This window comes from Bradyrhizobium sp. AUGA SZCCT0182, from assembly GCF_018130185.1.
Lineage (GTDB): Bacteria > Pseudomonadota > Alphaproteobacteria > Rhizobiales > Xanthobacteraceae > Bradyrhizobium.
The window spans coordinates 229969-249873 of record NZ_JAFCLY010000001.1; the positions used below are offsets into that span (position 1 = coordinate 229969).

The window sequence follows — 19905 nt, forward strand, 5'->3', positions numbered from 1 at the left end:
GCAAGTCTGCTCCCGGGAGGAATGACCAATCAACGCGCATTGGAGGTTGTAGGCAAGCTCGGGCTTTTATGAAAGCATGGCCGCAACGGTAACAAGAAAATGACGGGAAGCATAATGATCCGATTTTCGCGAAAAGCATTGTTTGGTCTGGTTTGCCTTTTCAGCTTTGTGGCCAACACCTCCCCTTCCGCCGCCGCCGATTACCCCACCCGTCCGGTGAAATGGGTGATCGGCTTTGCCGCCGGAGGCCCGGTCGATATCGTCGCGCGTATCATGAGCCAGTGGTTGTCGGACCATTTCAACCAGCAATTCGTGGTCGAAAACCGCACCGGCTCCGGTGGCAATATCGCCGCGGCTGCGGCGATCAGCTCGCCGCCGGACGGCTACACACTGCTGTTCGTCGCGCCCAACAACGCGATCTCGACCTCGCTCTACAAGAAACTGCCGTTTGACTTCCTGCGCGATACCGCGCCGGTCGCCAGCATCATGCAACTCACCAATATGTTCGTGGTGTCGAACGCGACGCCGGCGAAAACCGTTCAGGAGTTCATCGACTACTGCAAGGCGAACCCCGGCAAGATCTCCTATGCGTCATCGGGCAATGGCACGTCGGTGCACATGTCGGCAGAACTGTTCAAGGCGATGACCAAATGCGACATGCTGCACGTGCCCTATCGCGGCTCGGCGCTGGCATTTCCGGACATCATTTCCGACAAGGTGCAGTTGATCTTCGACAATCTGCCGTCGGCCCTCGAACAGGTTCGGGGCGGCACCGTTCGCGCGCTCGGGGTCACCTCCCCGCAGCGCTGGCCGACGGTGCCGGACGTGCCCGCGATCGCCGAAACCGTGCCGGGCTTCGAGTCCGTCGGCTTTTACGGCATCTCGGTGCCGAAGGGCACGCCGCAGGAGGTCATCGATATCCTCAACAAGGCGGTCGGCGAAGCGCTGAAGGACCCCAAGCTGGTGGCGCGGCTCGCCGAGGTCGGCGGCATTCCGAAGCCGATGACACCAGCCGAATTCGGCAAGCTCGTCGCCGGCGAGACCGAGAAATGGCGCAAAGTTGTGGAATTTGCCGGCGTTTCGGTGGATTAACCCCGGCATTGCGGGATTGAGATCATCCCTGTAAACGATGCCCGCACCGTTGCCGGCCGCCTCAAAACGACCGTCGCGGCGGGGCCTGTAGCTCAATGGTTAGAGCCGGCCGCTCATAACGGTCTGGTTGCAGGTTCGAGTCCTGCCGGGCCCACCAGCCTTCGCTCGCGAAGCGAGTGAAGGCTGCCGCGCTGAAGCCCACTTGGGCGAAGGCGGGCGCGGCCGCGAGCTACGGCTCGGCAAGCCACGCTTCCCTTCTCGCCCAACTAAAATATCGAAAACAACCCCATGCAAAGAAACAGGGTGTCGCTGGCATGGATGCTTTACCCTTCGAAAACATTTTGACACGTCGGGCAAATCACCGGCACTAATTTATCTTCACGCAATCTGTAAAATGCCGATGCCGTGCGCGACGGCCTGCTTGCAGGTCCTCCTGACAACAGAACAACAGGGCGGCGCAGGATCGGGCATCGTTAGCGATGTCCGCAGTTCCGAACTGCGGCAACAAACGGAAGTCGCCTACCACTGATAGCGAACGACGCCCTTGCCGGCGTAGGATCGGCTCACGTCGGAGAACTCACCCTCGAACGTCGCGGCGGCGGACCAGCCGTTGATCCATTTCACTTCGGCGGACGCTGTGGTGAGCGCCTTGTTGTGCGACTGCGCCGCGCCGTTGACGACAAAGGATGCGCCGGGCAGCGTCTGGAAGGTCGCGCCGATCGAGGGGTCGGTATTGTAGTCATAGGCCCACGCCAGCCGGCCGCGCAGGGTAACGATCGCGTTCTGCATCGCCCAGGACTTGTCGGTGCGCACACCAATCTCGCTGCGCGGGGCCGTGACGCTCTTCGCGCCGTACGCGAGTGCAAACGTGTTGGCGCCGGACAGAACCTGTTCGGCATAGGCGGGCAGCTCGAAGGTGGTGAATTGTCCGGCGGCATAGGGCGTGATGCCGATGCCGCCGATCCATGGGCCGACAAAACGATAGCCGCCCTCGGCGCGGCCGGAGAAGGCATTGGCCTTGAACTCGGCGCGCAACCGGTCGATGCCGGCGATGGTCACGGTGCGATCGGTCGTGACGTCCTGCCAGCCATAGGCCAGCGCTGCCGTCAGATACGCCGGGCCAACATTGTGCCTCACGAAGCCGCCGGCCTGGAACAGGTCGGAGCGGCCACTGCCGAGCGTGTTGACACTGAAACTGGTGCCGCCGCCGGCCAGCGCAAAGCCGGCGATCGTGAACGGCGAGAAGCGAAAGTCGGCGCCCACCGCCGTGCCGGCAAGGCGCGAGTTCGCGGTGTTGGAGCCGAGCGCAGCATTGCCGTCTGATGTCTGCGAGCCGCCATAGCCCGCCGCCCACACGCTCCAGCGCTGCTCGAACGACACGGCGGGCGCCGCCTTGGTGAACATCGCATAGGCGTCGCGGGCAGCAGGCTTTTGCGTCGAAGCGTAACCGTTGGCGGTACTGGTGCCGCCCGCGCCTGGACCATCGCCGCGGCCATCGATAAAGGGATCGGTCAGCAGACCCATGAACTGGTTCATGGCATTAAACGTGGTCGCCTGCGAACCGGTCGCGGACTCGCCCGACGCCTGGGACAGGCTCCCCGCCGACAGCGTCGCAAATACCAGCGGAATGCCGCCTGTCGTGTTGAAGTAAGTAATCAGCGCGTTGGCGACGTTGTTCTGATTGCCGTTGATGGTGCCGGCGGCCGGCGTCGTGAAGGTCAGATCGAGGTTCAGGTAAGCGTGGGTGGTGTCGTAGCTCAGCGAGTCATGGAAGTTCGACGGCAGATTGGTGTTGGCGAGCGTGCCAAAGGTGCCGCTGATGCTGCCGGCCGTCAGGATCGTGTATTGCTTCGAGATGTAGCTGCCCGGCGCAAAGCTGGCGTTGACCGTTGCGCCGCCGAGCGTGACTACGCCCGAAACATTGGCGAACGACGCCGTCGTTGGGTTGACGTTGACCAGATAGGTCGAAGCTGCGTTCAGCCCGAGCGTGCCGCCCACCGTCATCGATGAGCCGGGCGTGCCGGAGCCCGGCGCGAAGGTGCCGCCGGAAATTGAAGTGTTGCCAATCGTGCCGGTACCGCCGAGCGTGCCGCCGCTCACGGTGAAAGCGCTGCTCAGGCTGCCGTTGACAAGAAGCGTGCCGCCGCCGACCGAGAACGCGGTGATGGCGGTGTTGGCGCCGGTGAGCGTCCAGGTGCCGCTGCCGGTCTTTTCGCCGGCCTCGAACGAGGAGAGCTGGCCGACATTGAAGCTGCCCGATCCGGTGCCGCTCAGGCCCAGCGTGTCGGTGCCCGTGCCGCCGAGCACGTTGCCGTTGATGACGGCGCCCGTCACCAGTTCGAGGCGGTTGGCGAAGGCGCTCGCCTGGTCGAACCTGATGGCGCCGCCGGCGCCACCGTTCACCGTGCCGGCCACCGTGACGGTCGCAGGGCGGCCGAGAGCCTGGATGCCATAGCCACTGGTGCCGCTCACTGTACCGGTGGCGGTGACGGTGAGCGCGCCGCTGCCGCTGTTGCGCGCAAAAATGCCATCGCTGCTGCCGCTGACCGTGCTGCCGGCGGCGGTGGTCACGGCGAGATCGGTGCCGAAGTTCTGCGCGTAGATGCCGCGACCATTGGTGCCGGTGACATTGCCGTTGGCGGTGATGCTGACCGCGCCCGTGCCGGAGTTTCGCGCGCGAATGCCGTTGGTGCCGCTGACCGTCGTGCCCGCGCCGGTGGTCACGCTCAGATTGGTGCTCGCGGCGTAATTGCGTGCGTAAATGCCGGAGTTGCCAGGGCCGGTGACATTGCCGTTGGCAGTGATGGTGAGCGCGCCCGTGCCGAGGTTTTTCGCACTAATGCCGTAGCTGGCGCCGCTGACCGTGGTGCCGGCGCCGGTGGTTACGCTGACCGTGGTACCCGCGGCCGAATTCTGTGCGTAAATGCCGCGACCACCGCCGCCGGTGGCGGTGACATCGCCGTTGGCGGTGACGGTCAGCGCGCCGGTGCCGAGGTTGCGCGCGTTAATGCCCCTGTTAGAGCCGCTGACCGTGGTGCCGGCTGCGGTGGTTACGCTGACACCGGTGCCGGGGGCGAAACTGAGTGCGTAAATGCCGCGACCACCGGTGCCGGTAACATCGCCGTTGGCGGTGACGGTCAGCGCGCCCGTGCCGTAGTTGTACGCGGAAACGCCGTTGCTGCCGCCGCTCACCGTCGTGCCGGCGCCGGTGGTCACGGTGAGATCGGTGCCGTTGACGCTGTTCCGCGCGAACATGCCGGGACCATTGGTGCCGGTGACATTGCCGTTGGCGGTGATGGTGAGCGCGCCGATGCCCTCGTTGCGCGTATAAATGCCGATGCGGCCGCTGACCGTGGTGCTGGCGGCGGTGGTCACGGTGAGATCGGTGCCGAAATCCTTCCGCGCGAAGATGCCGTAACCGGTGGTGCTGGTGACATTGCCGTTGGCGGTGACGGTCAGCGCGCCCGTGCCGAAGTTGCGCGCGTAAATGCCGCCGCGGTCGCCGCTGACCGTCGTGCCGGCGCCGGTGGTCACGCTGAGAGCGGTGCCGCTGTTGAGGTTTCGCGCGAAGATGCCGTAATCAAAGGTGCCGGTGACACTGCCGTTGGCGGTGATGGTCACCGCGCCCGCGCCGTAGTTGCGCGCATCAATGCCGCGGTAGCCGCTGAGCGCGCCATTGGTGGCGATGGTGACGCTGCCGGGCGTGGCGCCATAATCGGTGATGGAACGGACATGAAGAGCGGTGCCCGCCGCAGCGGTGAGCGGCGAGGCGTCGGTGTCGGTATAGGACAGGGCGCCGTCGCCGGTAATCGTGATCGCATTGCCGGCGGCGGTGTTGACGCTGAACCCGGCGACGGTGGAGACGCTGGCGTTGTTGGCGTTGATCGTCTGCCCGGTGACATTGGCGCCTGAGCACTGGTAGGTCGAGCCGCCGGTGGGATCGCAAGCGCCATAGGCGCGACGGCCATAGCCCGCGACGGCCGCCACCAGCATGGTGCTCGACAGCAGAACCCGCCGGCGCAAGGCGCCTGCATGACCAGAACTCAAGACCCCCACTCCCGTCGCCTGGGCCGTACTCTTATGCTTTGCAGCACAAGCGGCCGTACGCCCCACCCGGCGGCGGTTCCTCGCCAGACTACCGGACCGGCATCGCCCCATCAATGCGAACCCGGACTTTAACGGCGATTACGTTCTGAAATTTTTCTGATATTTGGGTTTCCGCGCCGATTCACCACGCGTATCTAACGCTGCCCTTGGCGGCGTAGCCGGCGGTGGTGTGGGAGAACTCGCCGTCGAAACGGCCTGCGACCGTCCAGCCATTGTGCCATTTCATTTCGGCGCCGAGCGACGCCAGCGCGGCGTCGGCCGAAGGCAGCGCGCCGTTTATACTGAAGGTGGCGCCCGGCAGCGTCTGGAAGGTCGCCGTCGCGGAGCGGTCGGTATTCCAGTCATGTGCCCAGGCCGCCCTGGCCTTGAGGGTGAAGACGCCGCCCTGCACCGGCGTCGCCTTGTCGAATTTCGCGCCGAGCTCGCTGCGCGTCGCGGTGACGGACTTCGAGGCGTAGTTCAGCGCGAAGGTGTTGCTGCCGGAGGTCGCGGTCTCGCCGTAAGACGGCAGATAGAACGTCGTGGTCTGCAACGCCGCATAGGGCGTGATGCCGGCCATCGGCGTGGCATAACGCCAGCCGCCTTCGAGACGCGTGGCCAGCGCCTGCGCCTGGAACGAGGCGTGCAATTTATCGACGCCCGCGATCGTCACGGTGCGGTCGGTCGTGGCGTCCTGCCAGGAGTAGCCGAGCAATCCGGCGACGTAAGCCGCACCCCAATTGTGTTTGGCATAGACCGCCGCGTTGAAGGCGTCGGCGCGGCCGCCGCCAAAACCGTTGGCGATATCGAAGCTCGAGCCGGCGCCGCCGAGCGAAAACCCTGACTGGGTGTCCGGCGTGAAATGATAGCTCGCCCCGGCAACGGCACCGAAGACCCGGTTGGTCGTGCTGTTGGTGCCCGCGGCCGTGTCGCCGTTGACGCGGCTGTTGCCGCCATAGGCCGAGGCCCACACGGCCCAGCGCTGCTCGAACGATGGCGCACGCCGGTCGCGCGGCGTCACGGCGGCGTAGGCCTCTTTCGCCTCGCGCGAGAGCTTGCGCCTGGCCGAATAGGCGTTCGCGTTATCCTCTTCCTGTGCGAAACCTGTCGCACCGCCCTGACCGGGACCGTCACCGAAGGCGCCGTCGAACACGCCATTGATGAACTGCCCTACCCCGGTAATGCCCGCCTGCGACGTTGACGCACCCGGCTGGCCGGAAGCTTGCGACAAAGCGGGCGCCGACAGCGTCGCGAACGTCAACGGAATGCCGCCGTTGCTGTTGAAGGAATTGATCAGCGCGTTGGCGACGTTGTTCTGGTTGCCGTTGAGGGTGCCGGACGCGGGCGTCGTGAAACTCAGGATCAGGTTGAGGTAAGCGTGGGTGGCATCGTAGCTCAGCGTATCGTGAAAGTTCGCCGGCAGATTGGTGTTGGCGACGGTCGGATTAAACGTTCCGCTCACGCTGCCGGCGGTCAGGATGGTGTACTGCTTGGCGATATAGCTGCCGGTCGCAAAGTTGGCATTCACGGTCGCGCCGCCGAGCGTGGCCACGCCCGAGACGTTGGCGAACGACGATGTCGTTGGATTGATGTTGATGGCATAGGCCGCCGCCGCATTGAAGCCGAGCGTACCGCTGACCGTCATCGATGACCCGGGCGTGCCCGAACCCGGCGCGAAGGTGCCGCCGGAAACCAACGTGTTGCCAACCGTGCCGGTGCCGCTGAGCGTGCCGCCGCTCACGGTGAAAGCCGCGTTGCTCAGGCTGCCATTCACCGCCAGCGTGCCGCCGCTGACGGCGAATGTGCCGATGCCTGCGTTTGCGCCGGTGAGCGTCCAGCTGCCGCTGCCGGTCTTTTCGCCGGCCTCGAACGAGGAGAGCTGGGCGACATTGAAGCTGCCCGAACCCGTGCCGCTCAGCCCCAGCGTGTCGGTGCCGATGCCGCCGAGCACATTGCCGTTGATGACGGCGCCCGTCACCAATTCGAGGCGGTTGGCGAAGGCGCCCGCCTGGTCGAACTGGATGGCGGTGCCACCGCCGCCGGTTACAGTCCCGGCCACCGTCACGGTCGCAGGGCGGCTGCGAGCCTGGATGCCAAAGCCACTGGTGCCGCTCACGGTGCTGGTGGCGGCGACGGTGACGGCGAGCGCGCCCGTGCCGTAGTTCTGCGCAAAAATGCCGTTGGTGCTGCCGCTCACCGTTGCGCCGGCTGCGGTGGTCACGCTGAGATTGGTGCCCGCGCCGGAATTGTATGCGAAGATGCCGTTATCATTGGTGCCGGTGACATTGCCGTTGGCGGTGATGGTCAGCGCGCCCGTGCCTTGGTTGTCCGCAAAAATGCCGATGTTGCCGCCGCTCACCGCGGTGCCGGCGCCGGTGGTCACGGTGAGATTGGTGCCCGCGCCGGAACTGTATGCGTTGATGCCGCGATTAGAGGTGCCGGTGACATTGCCGTTGGCGGTGATGGTCAGCGCGCCCGTGCCGTAGTGGCGCGCAAAAATGCCGTTGGTGCCGCTGACCGTTGTGCCGGCGCCGGTGGTCACGGTGAGAGTGGTGCCGGCGCCGATGTTCCGCGCGTCGATGCCGTTACCAGCGGTGCCGGTGACATCGCCGTTGGCGGCGATGGTCAGCGCGCCCGTGCCGTAGTGGCGCGCAAAAATGCCGTTGGTGCCGCCGCTGACCGTTGTGCCGGCGCCGGTGGTCATGGTGAGATCGGTGCCGGTGTTCCGCGCGTAGATGCCGTTAACACTGGTGCCGGTGACATTGCCGCTTGCGGTGATGGTCAGCGCGCCCGTGCCGAAGTTGCGCGCAAGAATGCCGAAGTTGCCGCTGACCGTCGTGCCGGCGCCGGTGGTTACGCTGAGAGCGGTGCCGGAGTTGTTCTGCGCGTAGATGCCGTTAACACTGGTGCCGGTGACATCGCCGTTGGCGGTGACGGTCAGCGCGCCCGTGCCGAAGTTGCGCGCCCGGATGCCGAAGCCGCCGCTGACCGTGGTGCCGGCGCCGGTGGTCACGGTGAGAGCGGTGCCGGAGTTGTTCTGCGCGAAGATGCCGTTACCACCGGCGCCGGTGACATTGCCGTTGGCGGTGATGGTCAGCGCCCCCGTGCCGTTGTTTTGCCCAACAATGCCGGCGGCGCCGCTGAGCGCGCCATTGGTGGCGATGGTGACGCTGCCGGGCGTGCCGGCAAAGTCGCCGTTGGAGCGAACATTAAGAGCGTAGCCCGCCGCAGCGGTAAGCGACGAGGCGTTGGTGTCGGTATAGGACAGGGCGCCGTCACCGGTAATCGTGATCGCATGGCCGGCGGCGGTGTTGACGCTGAACCCGGCGACGGTGGAGACGCTGGCGTTGTTGGCGTTGATCGTCTGCGTGGTGACTTCGGCGCCCGAGCACTGGTAGGTCGAGCCGCCGCTGGGATCGCAAGCGCCATAGGCGCGACGCCCATAACCGGTGACCGCGGCCACCAGCATGGTGCCCGACAGCAGAACCCGCCGGCGCAACGCGCTCGCATTTCCAGAACTCAAGACCCTACCCCTGCCGCCTAGCCATTCATTTTAGTTTTTAGTCCCAGGCCTTTGCGGCACAGGCAGCGAGCGACCCACGCGAGGTAAGTTCTTGAGGGTCAGATTACCGGAGCGGGCGCAGCCTAACAATGGCGGCCGGGTTCTCCTGGCGCGCTATTTTCTGACATTATTCTGATATTTGGGCTTCAGGCCGGGCGCGCGCGCGCATTTTGCCGGAAATGATGGCGAATCGACCCCTTCAACATCGCCAGCGCCTGGGTGTGTGCGCGGTGCAGCGGCAAGAAAGACTGATAGGGTGCGTCAGGACCAACGGGGAGAAGATGCATGAGCGAGCGTGGCCGAGAGTCGTCATCCGTCCTGGACGACGAGGAAAGGCCGGCGCCAGCCGCCCCTCCGGCGAGCGCGGAGATCGCGCCCGCCGGGCAAGAGAGCAAGGCTGCCGAGCCGCAGTCGACGCCGGCCGAAGAGCGCGTCACCTATTCCATGTCGCCGGGCCTGCCCGGCTTCCTCGGCGCGCAGCGGATCGCGCTCGCGGTCTCGTCCTATCAGTCGGGCAAGTTCTACCTGTTGGGGCAGAACGTCGATGGCGGGCTGCTGGTCGACGAGCGCTTCTTCCGCAAGGCGATGGGGATTTGCGTTCCCGACAAGGACACCCTGCTGCTGGCGACGCTGTTCCAGATCGTGCGGTTCAAGAACGTGCTGAACCCAGGCGAGCAGATCAACAATGTGTTCGATGCCTGCTATGTGCCGCGCGAAACTTACGTCACCGGCGAACTCGACGCGCATGACGTCGGCGTTCTCAAGGACGGGCGCGTGGTGTTCGTCAACACGCTTTACAACTGCCTCGCCACGCCGTCGCAGCGCCACAGCTTCACGCCGCTGTGGAAGCCGCCGTTCATCTCGGCGATCGTCAAGGAGGACCGCTGCCATCTCAACGGCCTTGCCATGGCGGAGGGCGTGCCGCGCTACGTCACCGCCGTGAGCAGGTCCGACACCATCGATGGCTGGCGTGACCGGCGTGCCAGCGGCGGTGTCGTCGTCGACGTGCAGACCGGCGAGATCGTCATCGGCGGCCTGTCGATGCCGCATTCGCCGCGGATCTATCGCGACCGCCTCTGGCTGCTGAACTCGGGCACCGGCGAGCTCGGCTGGGTCGAGCCGGGCCCCGGCGGTAGCGCGGCCAAATTCCACGTGCTGGCGTTCTGCCCCGGCTTCTTGCGCGGGCTTGCCTTCCACGGCAACCATGCCTTCGTCGGGCTGTCGAAGCCGCGCTATCAGCGCTTCGAGGGATTGGCGCTCGATCAGAAGCTCGCGGACGCCGATTCGGAGCCGTGGTGCGGCGTGCAGGTGATCGATCTCGACAGCGGGGCCTGCGTGCACTGGTTCCGCCTCGACGGCGCGGTGGCGGAGCTCTACGACCTTGCGGTCGTGCCCGGCGCGATGCGTCCGATGTCGCTCGGCTTCGCCAGCGACGAAATCCTCGGGCTGATCACGCACGATCCGCTCGCAGACGGCGCGCTGCCGCGTTGAGCCGTGCAAGACGGACGGAACGCAGACCCGTTCGGGCGAGGCCCTTTTGGCAGTTCGTTGGCGGTCTTCCATGCCACCAGAAATCCGGCAGAAACCCCGTGAACAAACGCGCACAAACGTGAATGATCTTGATCGAGAAACACTGATTATGTTCGAATTACCCGAAAGGGTACTGCGCTCATAACGGTCTGGTTGCAGGTTCGAGTCCTGCCGGGCCCACCACAATGCCGCGCCCGGATTGATATCATTGATTTTTCGAGCCTGAAATTACCACCGCCCCAAAGGTGGTAACGACCCGTTGTTCTAGGCCCGTTCTTTTCGAGGTGCAGATGTACGAGTTCGCTTTGTCCCACCACATCGTCGGATCAAGGCCGCGTCCATTGCGCCAGCGCGCGCGCAGCGAGCCCCTTGCGATCGGCTTTCTTGGTGTAGCTGCGCCATCTGATAGCCTGCGAAAACTTTGACCGCGCTTCGGCACCGCGTCTGCCGCGGCGCGTGCAGACGAAGCGCGGCTCGATGTCGGACAGCCGGACATCATCGGCCCAGCCGTCCGCGTTGGTCTCGACATGATGGCTGCAGCGGTGATCGCGGCAAACCATCGGAGCTTGGTCAGGAACGCCCACCTCTTGCGAGGTGGGCGCTTCGCGTTAATGATCAGTCTTTCTTAGGTGGAATCGGAGCTGCTGTTAGCATTCGGATCTTCCATTTGCCATCTGCTTTGACATAGACGGCGGTCCAAGTACCCGATGCATCCAGCGCATCGCCCTTGTCGTTCTTGCCGGTGATGTGGAATTTGCCCACCGCAGCCGGGGTATCATTATCGACCTGCCACACCTCTTCGACCGTGGAATCGAGCTTGTTAAAACCAGCCTTGAAACTACCGGCATAAGCGGTCGCAACGTCATGCTTCCCGGCCGGGTTGATAAAAACGCCGTCCTTAGTGTAGAGCCCCGCGACGCACGCCGGGTCCCGCTTGGTGTAACAATCCATGTAGGAGATGGCGATCTTGCTGACTTCCTGCTTCATATCGTCAGCAGATGCCCGAGCCGTAAACATTAAGGGGATGCACAACGCCAATAATACTGGACGTTTCATTTCCATTCCCTCCTTAGTGGCGCGTAATTGCACCGTGACGCCCACCGCAATGGGCGCTGCGTTGCAATCCTGTACTTCTTCTAGCCGACTTCATGGGTACGCCGGTCGGCCGATATCGAGAAAGGTCCCGACCGACCGTCACTATGATTTTCGCCGTGCGTGTTGTTTGAGATAGGTCAAGACAACAGGAAGTTGGTGGTAATGGCGCGTAGAAAAGCTCAATGGCTTCAATGGGGCTCTTTGATTACCACCAAGCTTCTAAATACAAGACATTGCAGCGCAATTTGATATCTGCCGGGCCCACCAGCCTTCGCTCGCGAAGCGAGTGAAGGCTGCCGCGCCGAAGCCCATTTGGGCGAAGGCGGGCGCGGCCGCGAGCTACGGCTCGGCAAGCCATCCAACAAAATATCGCACACCACTGCCAGTCATCGATCCCGGCCCAGGGCCGGGACCGCGTCGTGCGGCGCGCTGTTTCCTCTGTCTAGTAATTGCTCGCGGACTTCTCGTTCGGGATGCCGTCGATTGGGCATTCGTCGGTTCCCGGAGTGGAGCGGGTCATCGCCTCGACCATTTCGCGCGTGCCTTCGGGATCGGCGATCCACTTCGAATAGAAGTCGTAAGGACAGGTAGCAAGGCCCTTCGCGCCTTCGCCGGAATTGATCATGCCGGTGTAGCCGCGATGGACCAGCTTGTAGAGATGGTTCTGCGACTGGTTGTTGCGGCGGGCATCGCGGATCAGGTTCTTCGACAGCGCTGCATACTGGATGCCGTATTCCTCTTCACCGGTCTCACCCAACGTGCGGCCGTCGAAGCCGATGATCGCGGAGTGACCGAAATAGGAATACACGCCGTCGAAGCCCGCGGCATTGGCGACCGCGACATAGACATTGTTGGCCCAGGCCATCGCCTTGGAGATCAGCACCTGCTGCTCCTTGGCCGGGTACATATAGCCCTGGCAGCGCACGATCAGCTCGGCGCCCTTCATGGCGCAGTCGCGCCAGATTTCGGGAAAATTGCCGTCGTCGCAGATGATCAGGCTGACCTTCAGCCCTTTCGGACCGTCGGACACATAGGTGCAATTGCCGGGATACCAGCCTTCAATCGGCACCCAGGGCATGATCTTGCGGTATTTCTGGACGATCTCACCCTTGTCGTTCATCAGGATCAGGGTGTTGTACGGCGCCTTGTGCGGATGCTCCTCGTGACGCTCGCCGGTGAGCGAGAACACGCCCCACACTTTCGCCTTGCGGCAGGCTTCGGCGAAGATCGCGGTTTCCTCGCCGGGCACGACGGAGGCGGTCTCGTACATCTCCTTGGAGTCGTACATGATGCCGTGGGTGGAATATTCCGGGAAGATCACCAGATCCATGCCCGGCAGGCCAAGCTTCATGCCCACCACCATGTCGGCGATCTTGCGGGCGTTGTCGAGCACCTCGGCCTTGGTGTGCAAGCGCGGCATTTTGTAATTGACGACGGCGACGCCGACCGTGTCGCTGCTCGAGGAAATGTCACCGTGAAGCATGGGGTTCGCCTCTCCTGTTCTTGTTATGTTTGCCGTCGAGGCATCAGAGCCCTTTCCGTTCCGATGGAATCGGAACGGGGCTCTATCTTTTGTTTTGACGCGTTTTCTTCACGCGAACCGCTATCCCCTTCGCTTGAAAACGCTCTAGTGGCTGATCATCCACGGCCGCGCGGTCGGGAAACTCTTGGCGCCGCTTCTGGTCTGCTTCATCAGCCGCGCCGGCTTCTTGCTTGAACAGCAGCCGCAGCCCGGGGCATGCGAGGCCTTGTACTGGTCGAGGGTCTTTGGCGCGTTGGCGCTGCGTTCGTTGGTGGCATGGGCCTGGCGCTTGTCTGACGGCATGCAGAAGAACGCCGGCGCCGTGAGGATCACGCGCGGCGACTCGGTTTCGCATTGCGGGCAGTCCTGCGGCGCGTCGCATTCGGCCATCGGCCGCATGTCGGTGAACGGGCCGCAATCATTGCAGAGATATTCGTAGACCGGCATTGCACTATCCTTGCGCTGACTCGTCGAGGGGGCACGGCGGATGCGGGGCGGCCAATACGCCGCCGTCCCGCATCCTTCTCGCGCAGGGATCACTTGTCCTGTGACAGCGGCATCTGGATGTCGCCCTTGATGTGTTTGATCGGTCCAGCCGACGACGGCATGATGTCGAAGTCGAAGATTTCCGTCGGCAGCCACAGCGTGGCGCAGGCGTTCGGCACGTCGACCACGCCGGAGATGTGGCCCTGACATGGCGCCGTGCCCAGGATCGAATAGGCCTGCGCGCCGGAGTAGCCGAACTTCTTCAGGTATTCGATCGCGTTCAGGCAGGCCTGCCGGTAGGCGATGTGCACGTCGAGATAGTGCTGCTTGCCGGCTTCGTCGACCGAGATGCCTTCGAAGATCAGATAGTCCTTGTAGTTCGGCGTGATCGGCGACGGCTTGAACACGGGGTTCTTGATGCCGTATTTGGCGACGCCGTCCTTGATGACATCGACCTTGATGTGCAGCCAGCCGGCCATTTCGATCGCGCCGCAGAAGGTGATCTCGCCGTCGCCCTGGCTGAAATGCAGGTCGCCCATCGAGAGACCGCCGCCGGGCACATAGACCGGGAAATAGATCTTCGAGCCGCGCGACAGATCCTTGATGTCGCAATTGCCGCCATGTTCGCGCGGCGGCACGGTGCGGGCACCCTCGGCGGCGATCTTGGCCTTGGTATCGCCCTTGGCCTGACCGGCATGCGTGGTAGGCGCGAATGGCGGGTTGGCCAATCCCGGTACGCGGGTCGGGTTGGTCGCGATCAGCTCGGCTTCACGCGCATTCCAGGTCGCCAGCATTTTCGGATCGGGCAGGCAGCCGATCAGGCCGGGATGAATGAGCCCGGCAAAGTTGACACCGGGGATGTGGCGCGACGACGTATAGAGGCCCTTGATGTCCCAGATCGATTTCTGCGCCAGCGGGAAATGATCGGTCAGGAAGCCGCCGCCGTTCTTCTTGGAGAAGAAGCCGTTGAAACCCCACAGGCTCTCCTTCAGCGGGCCGACGTCGAGCAGATCGACCACCAGCAAATCGCCGGGCTCGGCGCCCTTGACGCCGATCGGGCCGGACAGGAAGTGCACGATCGACAGATCGATGTCGCGCACGTCGTCGGCCGAATCGTTGTTCTTGATGAAGCCGCCGGTCCAGTCGACGGTCTCGATGATGAAGTCGTCGCCCGGGCTGACCCATTCCACGATCGGGATCTCGGGGTGCCAGCGGTTGTGGATCTTGTCGTTTTCGTAGGCCGATTTCGTTAGATCGACCTTGATCAGCGTATCTGGCATTGCAGGCTCCCCTTTTTTACAGACGTTGATACTGCTTCATTTTTTGAGCGTGATCTTTTCGGAAAACTGCTTCACACTTTTCCGGATCACGCTCTAGACGGACAGATATTTCGAGATCTGCGCGGCATCGACATCGTCGCGCGGATCGTCGCGGACGATCTCGCCGTTCTCGATGACAAGCACGCGGTCGGCGACATCGAGCGCGAAGCTCAAGACCTGTTCGGAGACGACGATCGACAGGCCGCGCTCGTCGCGAATGCGCTTCAAGGTGCGCGCCATGTCCTTGATGATCGACGGCTGGATGCCTTCGGTCGGCTCGTCCAGCAGCAGCACTTTCGGCTTGGTGGCGAGCGCGCGCGCAATTGCGAGCTGCTGCTGCTGTCCGCCGGAGAGATTGCCGCCGCGGCGGTTCTTCATTTCCAGCAGCACGGGAAACAGCTCATAGATGCTGCCCGGAACATCCTTCTCGCCGGACACGACGAGACCGGTCTCGATATTCTCCTTCACCGTCATGGTGGAGAAGATCATGCGGCCCTGCGGCACGTAGGCGAGGCCCCTGGCGACGCGTTCGTAGCTCGGCAGTTGGCTCAATTCCGTGCCTGCCATTGTCACCGAGCCGCTCTTGGCGGGCAGGATGCCCATCAGCGATTTCATCAGCGTGGTCTTGCCCATGCCGTTGCGGCCCATGATCGCAACGATTTCATTGGGCGCGACCGATACGTTGAGCCCGTGCAGCACCTCGCTCTGGCCGTAGGCGACATGCAGATCCGAAATAGCCAGCATCGACTCGCGCTCCTTATTCCTTGCGCATGATCTTGTCCGGAAACCGGACGACACTTGCCGGGATCATGCGCTAATGGCCCAGATAGACTTCGATGACCTTCGGATCGTTCTTGACGTGCTCCATCGTGCCTTCCGACAGGATCTGGCCCTGGTGCAGCACCGTGACCTTGTGGGCGATATCCTCGACGAACTTCATGTCGTGCTCGATCACCAGCACCGAGCGGCCCTTGATGATGCGGTTGAGCAGTTCGGCGGTCTTGGCCCGCTCGCTGACGCTCATGCCGGCTACCGGCTCGTCGAGCATCAGCAGGTCCGGATCCTGGATCAGCAGCATGCCAATCTCGAGCCATTGTTTTTGGCCGTGGCTGAGTTCATCGGCATAGGTGTCGAGGCGATCCTTCAGGAAGATCATCTCGGCGACTTCCTCGACGCGGTCGCGCACCGCGGCGTCGCGCTGGAAAGCGAGCGAGCCGAACACGGTGCGGCCACGCGGGTAGGAAATCTCCAGGTTCTCGAACACCGTGAGATCGACGAATACCGACGGCGTCTGGAACTTGCGGCCGACGCCGGTCTGCACGATCTGGTTCTCTTTCATCCGGGTCAGTTCCTGACCGCGAAACTGGATCGAACCCGACGTCGCCTTGGTCTTGCCGCAGATCAGATCGAGCACCGTGGTCTTGCCGGCGCCGTTGGGGCCGATGATGACCCGGATCTCGTTCTCCTCCACATAGAAGGAGAGATCGTTGACCGCCTTGAAGCCGTCAAAGGACACCGTGAGCGCCTCGACCGCGAGCAGGAACTCTTTGGGCTGGTGACCGATGAGCATGATCTATCTCCTCATTCCGCCAGTGTGGCATCGGCAACCGGGGTGACCGATGAGCATGATCTATCTCCTCATTCTGCCGGGGCGCCGTCGGCGACCGAACTGTCGGTCCACGCCTTGGCGGGTTTTGGTTTGCGCCACGTCATCAGCCGATCGATGCGAGGCTGGACGTGGTCCGCCCAGATCCCGGACAGGCCGTTCGGGAACGCCAGCACCACCGCGATGAACAGTCCGCCGAGGCCGAACAGCCAGAGCTGCGGGAAGGATTCCGACAGGCCGGTCTTGGCGAAGTTCACCAGCAGCGAACCCCACACCGCGCCGAAGATCGACATCCGTCCGCCGACCGCCGTGTAGATCACCATCTCGATCGACGGCACGATCCCGACAAAGGACGGCGACATGAAACCGACATTGAGCGCGAACATGGCGCCGCCGATCGCGGCGAAGATCGCGGCCATGCAGAAGGCGAATATCTTGAAGTTGGCGACGCTGTAGCCGGAGAAGCGGACGCGGTCTTCCTGTTCGCGCATCGCCACCAGGATGCGGCCGAGCTTGGTCAGGCGGATGAACTGCGCCAGCAGGATGCAGCCGAACAGCAGGAACACTTCAAAGAAGTAGAGCATGACCTTGGCATGATCCGGCCGGATGTCCCATCCCTTCAGGGTGCGCAGATCGGTCATGCCGTTGATGCCGCCGGTATAGCCCTGCTGCCCGACGATCAGAATGGTCAGGATTGCCGCAACGGCTTGCGTGATGATCGCGAAATAGGTGCCGCCGACACGGCGCTTGAACATCGCGGTCCCGATGATCAGGGCGAACAGGCCGGGCACCAGAATGATGGCGAGAATGGTAAGGGTGAGACTGTGAAACGGCTGCCAGAACAGCGGCAGCGAGGTGATCTGATTCCAGTCCATGAAATCGGGGATGCCGGGGGTGGACTGAATCTTGGTGTTTTCCGGGCTCGATGCCTCGAGCTTGAGGAACATCGCCATGCAGTAGCCGCCGAGGCCGAAGAACACCCCCTGTCCCAGGCTCAGGATGCCGCCATAGCCCCAGCACAACACCAGCCCGATCCCGACAAAGGCGTAGGTCAGGTATTTGGCGACCAGGTTGAGGCGGAACACATCCAGCGACAGCGGCAGGATCACGAACAGCAGGGCGGCCAGCGCAACGAAACCGATGAGCTCGGATCGATTGAAAAAGCGTGAGTTGATGATCATGACCGTGCCTGCTTCTTGTTATTTGCGGACCTTGAGGGCGAACAGCCCCTGCGGCCGCAGCATCAGAATTCCGACGATGGCGAGCAGCGTCAGCACCTTCGCCATCGACCCCGACATGAAGAATTCGAGCGTCGACTGCGTCTGCGAGATGCTGAAAGCCGATGCGATGGTGCCGATCAGGCTGGCGGCGCCGCCGAACACGACCACGAGGAAGGTGTCCACGATGTAGAGCTGGCCCGAGGTCGGCCCGGTCGAGCCGATCATGGTGAAGGCGCTGCCGGCGACGCCGGCGATGCCGCAACCGAGGCCGAAGGTGTAGCGGTCGACTTTCTCGGTGTTGATGCCGACCGCGCCGGCCATGATACGGTTCTGCACGACGGCGCGGACCTGGCGGCCCCAGCGCGACTTGTACATGACGTAGGCGACCACGATCGTGATCAGCACGGTCAGACACATCACGAAGATGCCATTGATCGGGACTTCGATGGTGTCGGTGATCTGCTTGGAGCCGAGCATCCATTGCGGCAGCTCGACGCCGACCTCGCGCGCTCCGAATACCGAGCGATAGGTCTGCTGCAGGATGAGACTGAGGCCCCAGGTCGCCAGCAGCGTATCCAGCGGGCGCTTGTAAAGGTGGCGTATCAGCCCCCATTCGACCAGCATGCCGAGCGCGCCGGAGGCCATGAAAGCGAGCACCATGGCGAGAAAGAAGTAACCGGGAAACAGCGCCGGTAGATAGTGCTGAAAGGCGCTGGAGGTGAGCCAGGTAACGTAGGCGCCGAGGATCATGAACTCGCCATGGGCCATGTTGATGACGCCCATCTGGCCGAAGATGATGGCAAGCCCGAGCGCCATCAGCACGTAGACGGAAAACAGGATCAGGCCGGCAAAACCCTGCATGACGAAGATGGAGCCGAGATCGCCAATCGAATAGTCGCCGAACATCGATGTTTCTCCGTGGGGGAAGTCCCGCGCCGCGAGCAAGCTCGCGACGCGGGGGTGTTGGACGCGGATTGACGGTCCACGCCAGGGAGACTCTTGAGAGAGACTCTTGGGGAATCGCGGGAGTTGTCCGCGAGCCTTTATTGATAGCCCTTGGGGAACGGGTCCGGCTGGATCAGGTCGGCGGTCTCGAACACCATGTCGAACTGTCCGTCCAGCTTGGCCTTGCCGACGCGGGTCTTCGACCACAGATGATGGTTTTCGTGGATCCGGACATAGCCTTCCGGCGCACCCTTGAACTCGATGCCGGGCGAAGCAGCCGCGACCTTGTCGACGTCGAAGGAACCGGCCTTCTCGACGGTCGCTTTCCACAGCCACGGGCCGAGATAAGCAGCCTGCGTCACGTCGCCGATCACAGTCTTGTCGCCCCACATCTTCTTGAACGCGGCAACGAACTTTTCGTTGTTCTCGTTCTTCAGCGACTGGAAGTACTTCATGCAGGCGTAGGCGCCGGCAATGTTCTCGCCGCCGATGCCGTCGATCTCGTCCTCGGTCACCGAGATGGTTAGAAGGGTCTGCTTCGCCAGGTCGATGCCGGCAGCCTTGAGCTGCTTGTAGAACGCGACGTTCGAACCGCCGACGACGTCGGTAAAGATCACGTCGGGCTTGGTCAGCTTCAGCTTGTTGATGACCGAGTTGAACTGGGTATGGCCAAGCGGGAAGTATTCCTCGCCGACGACCTTCAGCTTCAGGAAATTCTCGATGTGCTTGCGCGCGATCTTGTTCGAGGTGCGCGGCCAGATGTAGTCGGAGCCGATGAAGTAGAACGATTTGGCGTTCTTCTCCTTGGTGATCCAATCGATGCCAGCGAGAATTTGCTGGGTCGCTTCCTGCCCGGTGTAGATCACGTTCTTGGACTGCTCGAGCCCTTCATAGAAGGTCGGGTAATAGAGCATGCCGTTGTACTGCTCCATGACCGGCAGCACCGCCTTGCGCGACGCCGAGGTCCAGCAGCCCATGATCGAGGCCACCTTGTCGTTGACCAGCAACTTCTTGGCCTTCTCCGCGAAAGTCGGCCAGTCGCTGGCGCCGTCTTCCTGGATGACCTTGATCTTGCGGCCAAGCACACCGCCCATGGCGTTGATCTGCTCGATGGCAAGCTTCTCGGCCTGAATCGAACCGGTTTCGGAGATCGCCATCGTGCCGGTGGCGGAATGCAGGATGCCGACCGTTACTTCGGTGTCGGTCACGGCCAATCCCGTGGTGTTGACGGCCGCAGTCGGCGGCCCGGCGCCGAATGCCAGGCGCGGCAGCAGCGCCATCGCCGGCAAGGCTGCCGCTCCCATCAGCAGTTTACGTCGCAGCGGAGACTGCAGGCCCCGTTTGATTTCGTCTGACATGAGCACCCCATTTGGTTCGAGAACGCGCTTATTGGTGAGGCAAGGATGCTCAGTTTTGTGCACTGCACAGATACGCAAGATTGC

14 protein-coding genes and 1 tRNA gene are annotated in these 19905 nt (G+C 63.0%); 3 read left to right on the forward strand and 12 right to left on the reverse strand.

The annotated features are described in order from the left end of the window. Window positions 1-114 precede the first annotated feature (114 nt). On the forward strand, window positions 115-1092 hold the full coding sequence (locus JQ611_RS01050; RefSeq protein WP_249132825.1) for a tripartite tricarboxylate transporter substrate binding protein: 978 nt from the start codon (window positions 115-117) through the stop codon (window positions 1090-1092). Between the two features lie 81 nt (window positions 1093-1173). Then, window positions 1174-1249, forward strand: a tRNA-Ile gene (locus JQ611_RS01055). Window positions 1250-1611: 362 nt separating this feature from the next. Here JQ611_RS01055 and JQ611_RS01060 read toward each other — a convergent pair. Both JQ611_RS01060 and JQ611_RS01065 read right to left on the reverse strand, forming a co-directional pair. Continuing rightward, window positions 1612-5139 (reverse strand): autotransporter domain-containing protein, encoded by a 3528-nt coding sequence (locus tag JQ611_RS01060; RefSeq protein ID WP_249132826.1) that lies wholly within the window; start codon window positions 5137-5139, stop codon window positions 1612-1614. A gap of 181 nt (window positions 5140-5320) precedes the next feature. Further along, window positions 5321-8701, reverse strand: coding sequence for an autotransporter outer membrane beta-barrel domain-containing protein (locus JQ611_RS01065; protein WP_212464293.1), 3381 nt, complete (start codon window positions 8699-8701; stop codon window positions 5321-5323). Window positions 8702-9025: 324 nt separating this feature from the next. On the opposite strand from JQ611_RS01065, the gene JQ611_RS01070 reads away from it, so the two are divergent. Next, a complete protein-coding gene (locus JQ611_RS01070; protein WP_212464294.1) occupies window positions 9026-10231 on the forward strand; it encodes a TIGR03032 family protein in 1206 nt (401 codons plus the stop codon). A gap of 365 nt (window positions 10232-10596) precedes the next feature. Here JQ611_RS01070 and JQ611_RS01075 read toward each other — a convergent pair whose 3' ends face one another. The 10 genes from JQ611_RS01075 to urtA all read right to left on the reverse strand — a co-directional run bounded on the left by JQ611_RS01075 (window position 10597) and on the right by urtA (window position 19821). Further along, the gene (locus tag JQ611_RS01075; RefSeq protein WP_212266073.1) at window positions 10597-10830 is read right to left on the reverse strand and encodes a hypothetical protein; all 234 of its coding nucleotides are present in this window, start codon (window positions 10828-10830) and stop codon (window positions 10597-10599) included. A 55-nt stretch (window positions 10831-10885) separates the two neighbouring features. Beyond that, complete coding sequence (locus tag JQ611_RS01080; protein ID WP_212266072.1) at window positions 10886-11326, reverse strand: SgcJ/EcaC family oxidoreductase; 441 nt, start codon at window positions 11324-11326, stop codon at window positions 10886-10888. Between the two features lie 481 nt (window positions 11327-11807). After that, complete coding sequence (locus JQ611_RS01085) at window positions 11808-12848, reverse strand: aliphatic amidase (RefSeq protein WP_212464295.1); 1041 nt, start codon at window positions 12846-12848, stop codon at window positions 11808-11810. A gap of 144 nt (window positions 12849-12992) precedes the next feature. Next, window positions 12993-13334 carry a zinc ribbon domain-containing protein gene (locus JQ611_RS01090; protein WP_212464296.1) on the reverse strand — a complete coding sequence of 114 codons (342 nt, stop codon included), beginning with the start codon at window positions 13332-13334 and terminating at the stop codon, window positions 12993-12995. Window positions 13335-13423: 89 nt separating this feature from the next. Beyond that, complete coding sequence (fmdA, locus tag JQ611_RS01095) at window positions 13424-14653, reverse strand: formamidase (RefSeq protein WP_212464297.1); 1230 nt, start codon at window positions 14651-14653, stop codon at window positions 13424-13426. 93 nt (window positions 14654-14746) lie between these two features. Further along, window positions 14747-15436: an urea ABC transporter ATP-binding subunit UrtE gene (gene urtE, locus JQ611_RS01100; RefSeq protein ID WP_212390008.1), complete on the reverse strand. Its 690-nt coding sequence runs from the start codon at window positions 15434-15436 to the stop codon at window positions 14747-14749. Window positions 15437-15506: 70 nt separating this feature from the next. Continuing rightward, the gene (gene urtD / locus JQ611_RS01105) at window positions 15507-16262 is read right to left on the reverse strand and encodes an urea ABC transporter ATP-binding protein UrtD (protein WP_192735046.1); all 756 of its coding nucleotides are present in this window, start codon (window positions 16260-16262) and stop codon (window positions 15507-15509) included. Between the two features lie 68 nt (window positions 16263-16330). Beyond that, window positions 16331-17479: an urea ABC transporter permease subunit UrtC gene (urtC, locus tag JQ611_RS01110; protein WP_212266068.1), complete on the reverse strand. Its 1149-nt coding sequence runs from the start codon at window positions 17477-17479 to the stop codon at window positions 16331-16333. 18 nt (window positions 17480-17497) lie between these two features. Beyond that, window positions 17498-18424, reverse strand: coding sequence for an urea ABC transporter permease subunit UrtB (urtB, locus tag JQ611_RS01115; protein WP_212266067.1), 927 nt, complete (start codon window positions 18422-18424; stop codon window positions 17498-17500). Window positions 18425-18561: 137 nt separating this feature from the next. Then, a complete protein-coding gene (gene urtA, locus JQ611_RS01120) occupies window positions 18562-19821 on the reverse strand; it encodes an urea ABC transporter substrate-binding protein (protein WP_212266066.1) in 1260 nt (419 codons plus the stop codon). Between the last annotated feature and the right edge of the window lie 84 nt (window positions 19822-19905).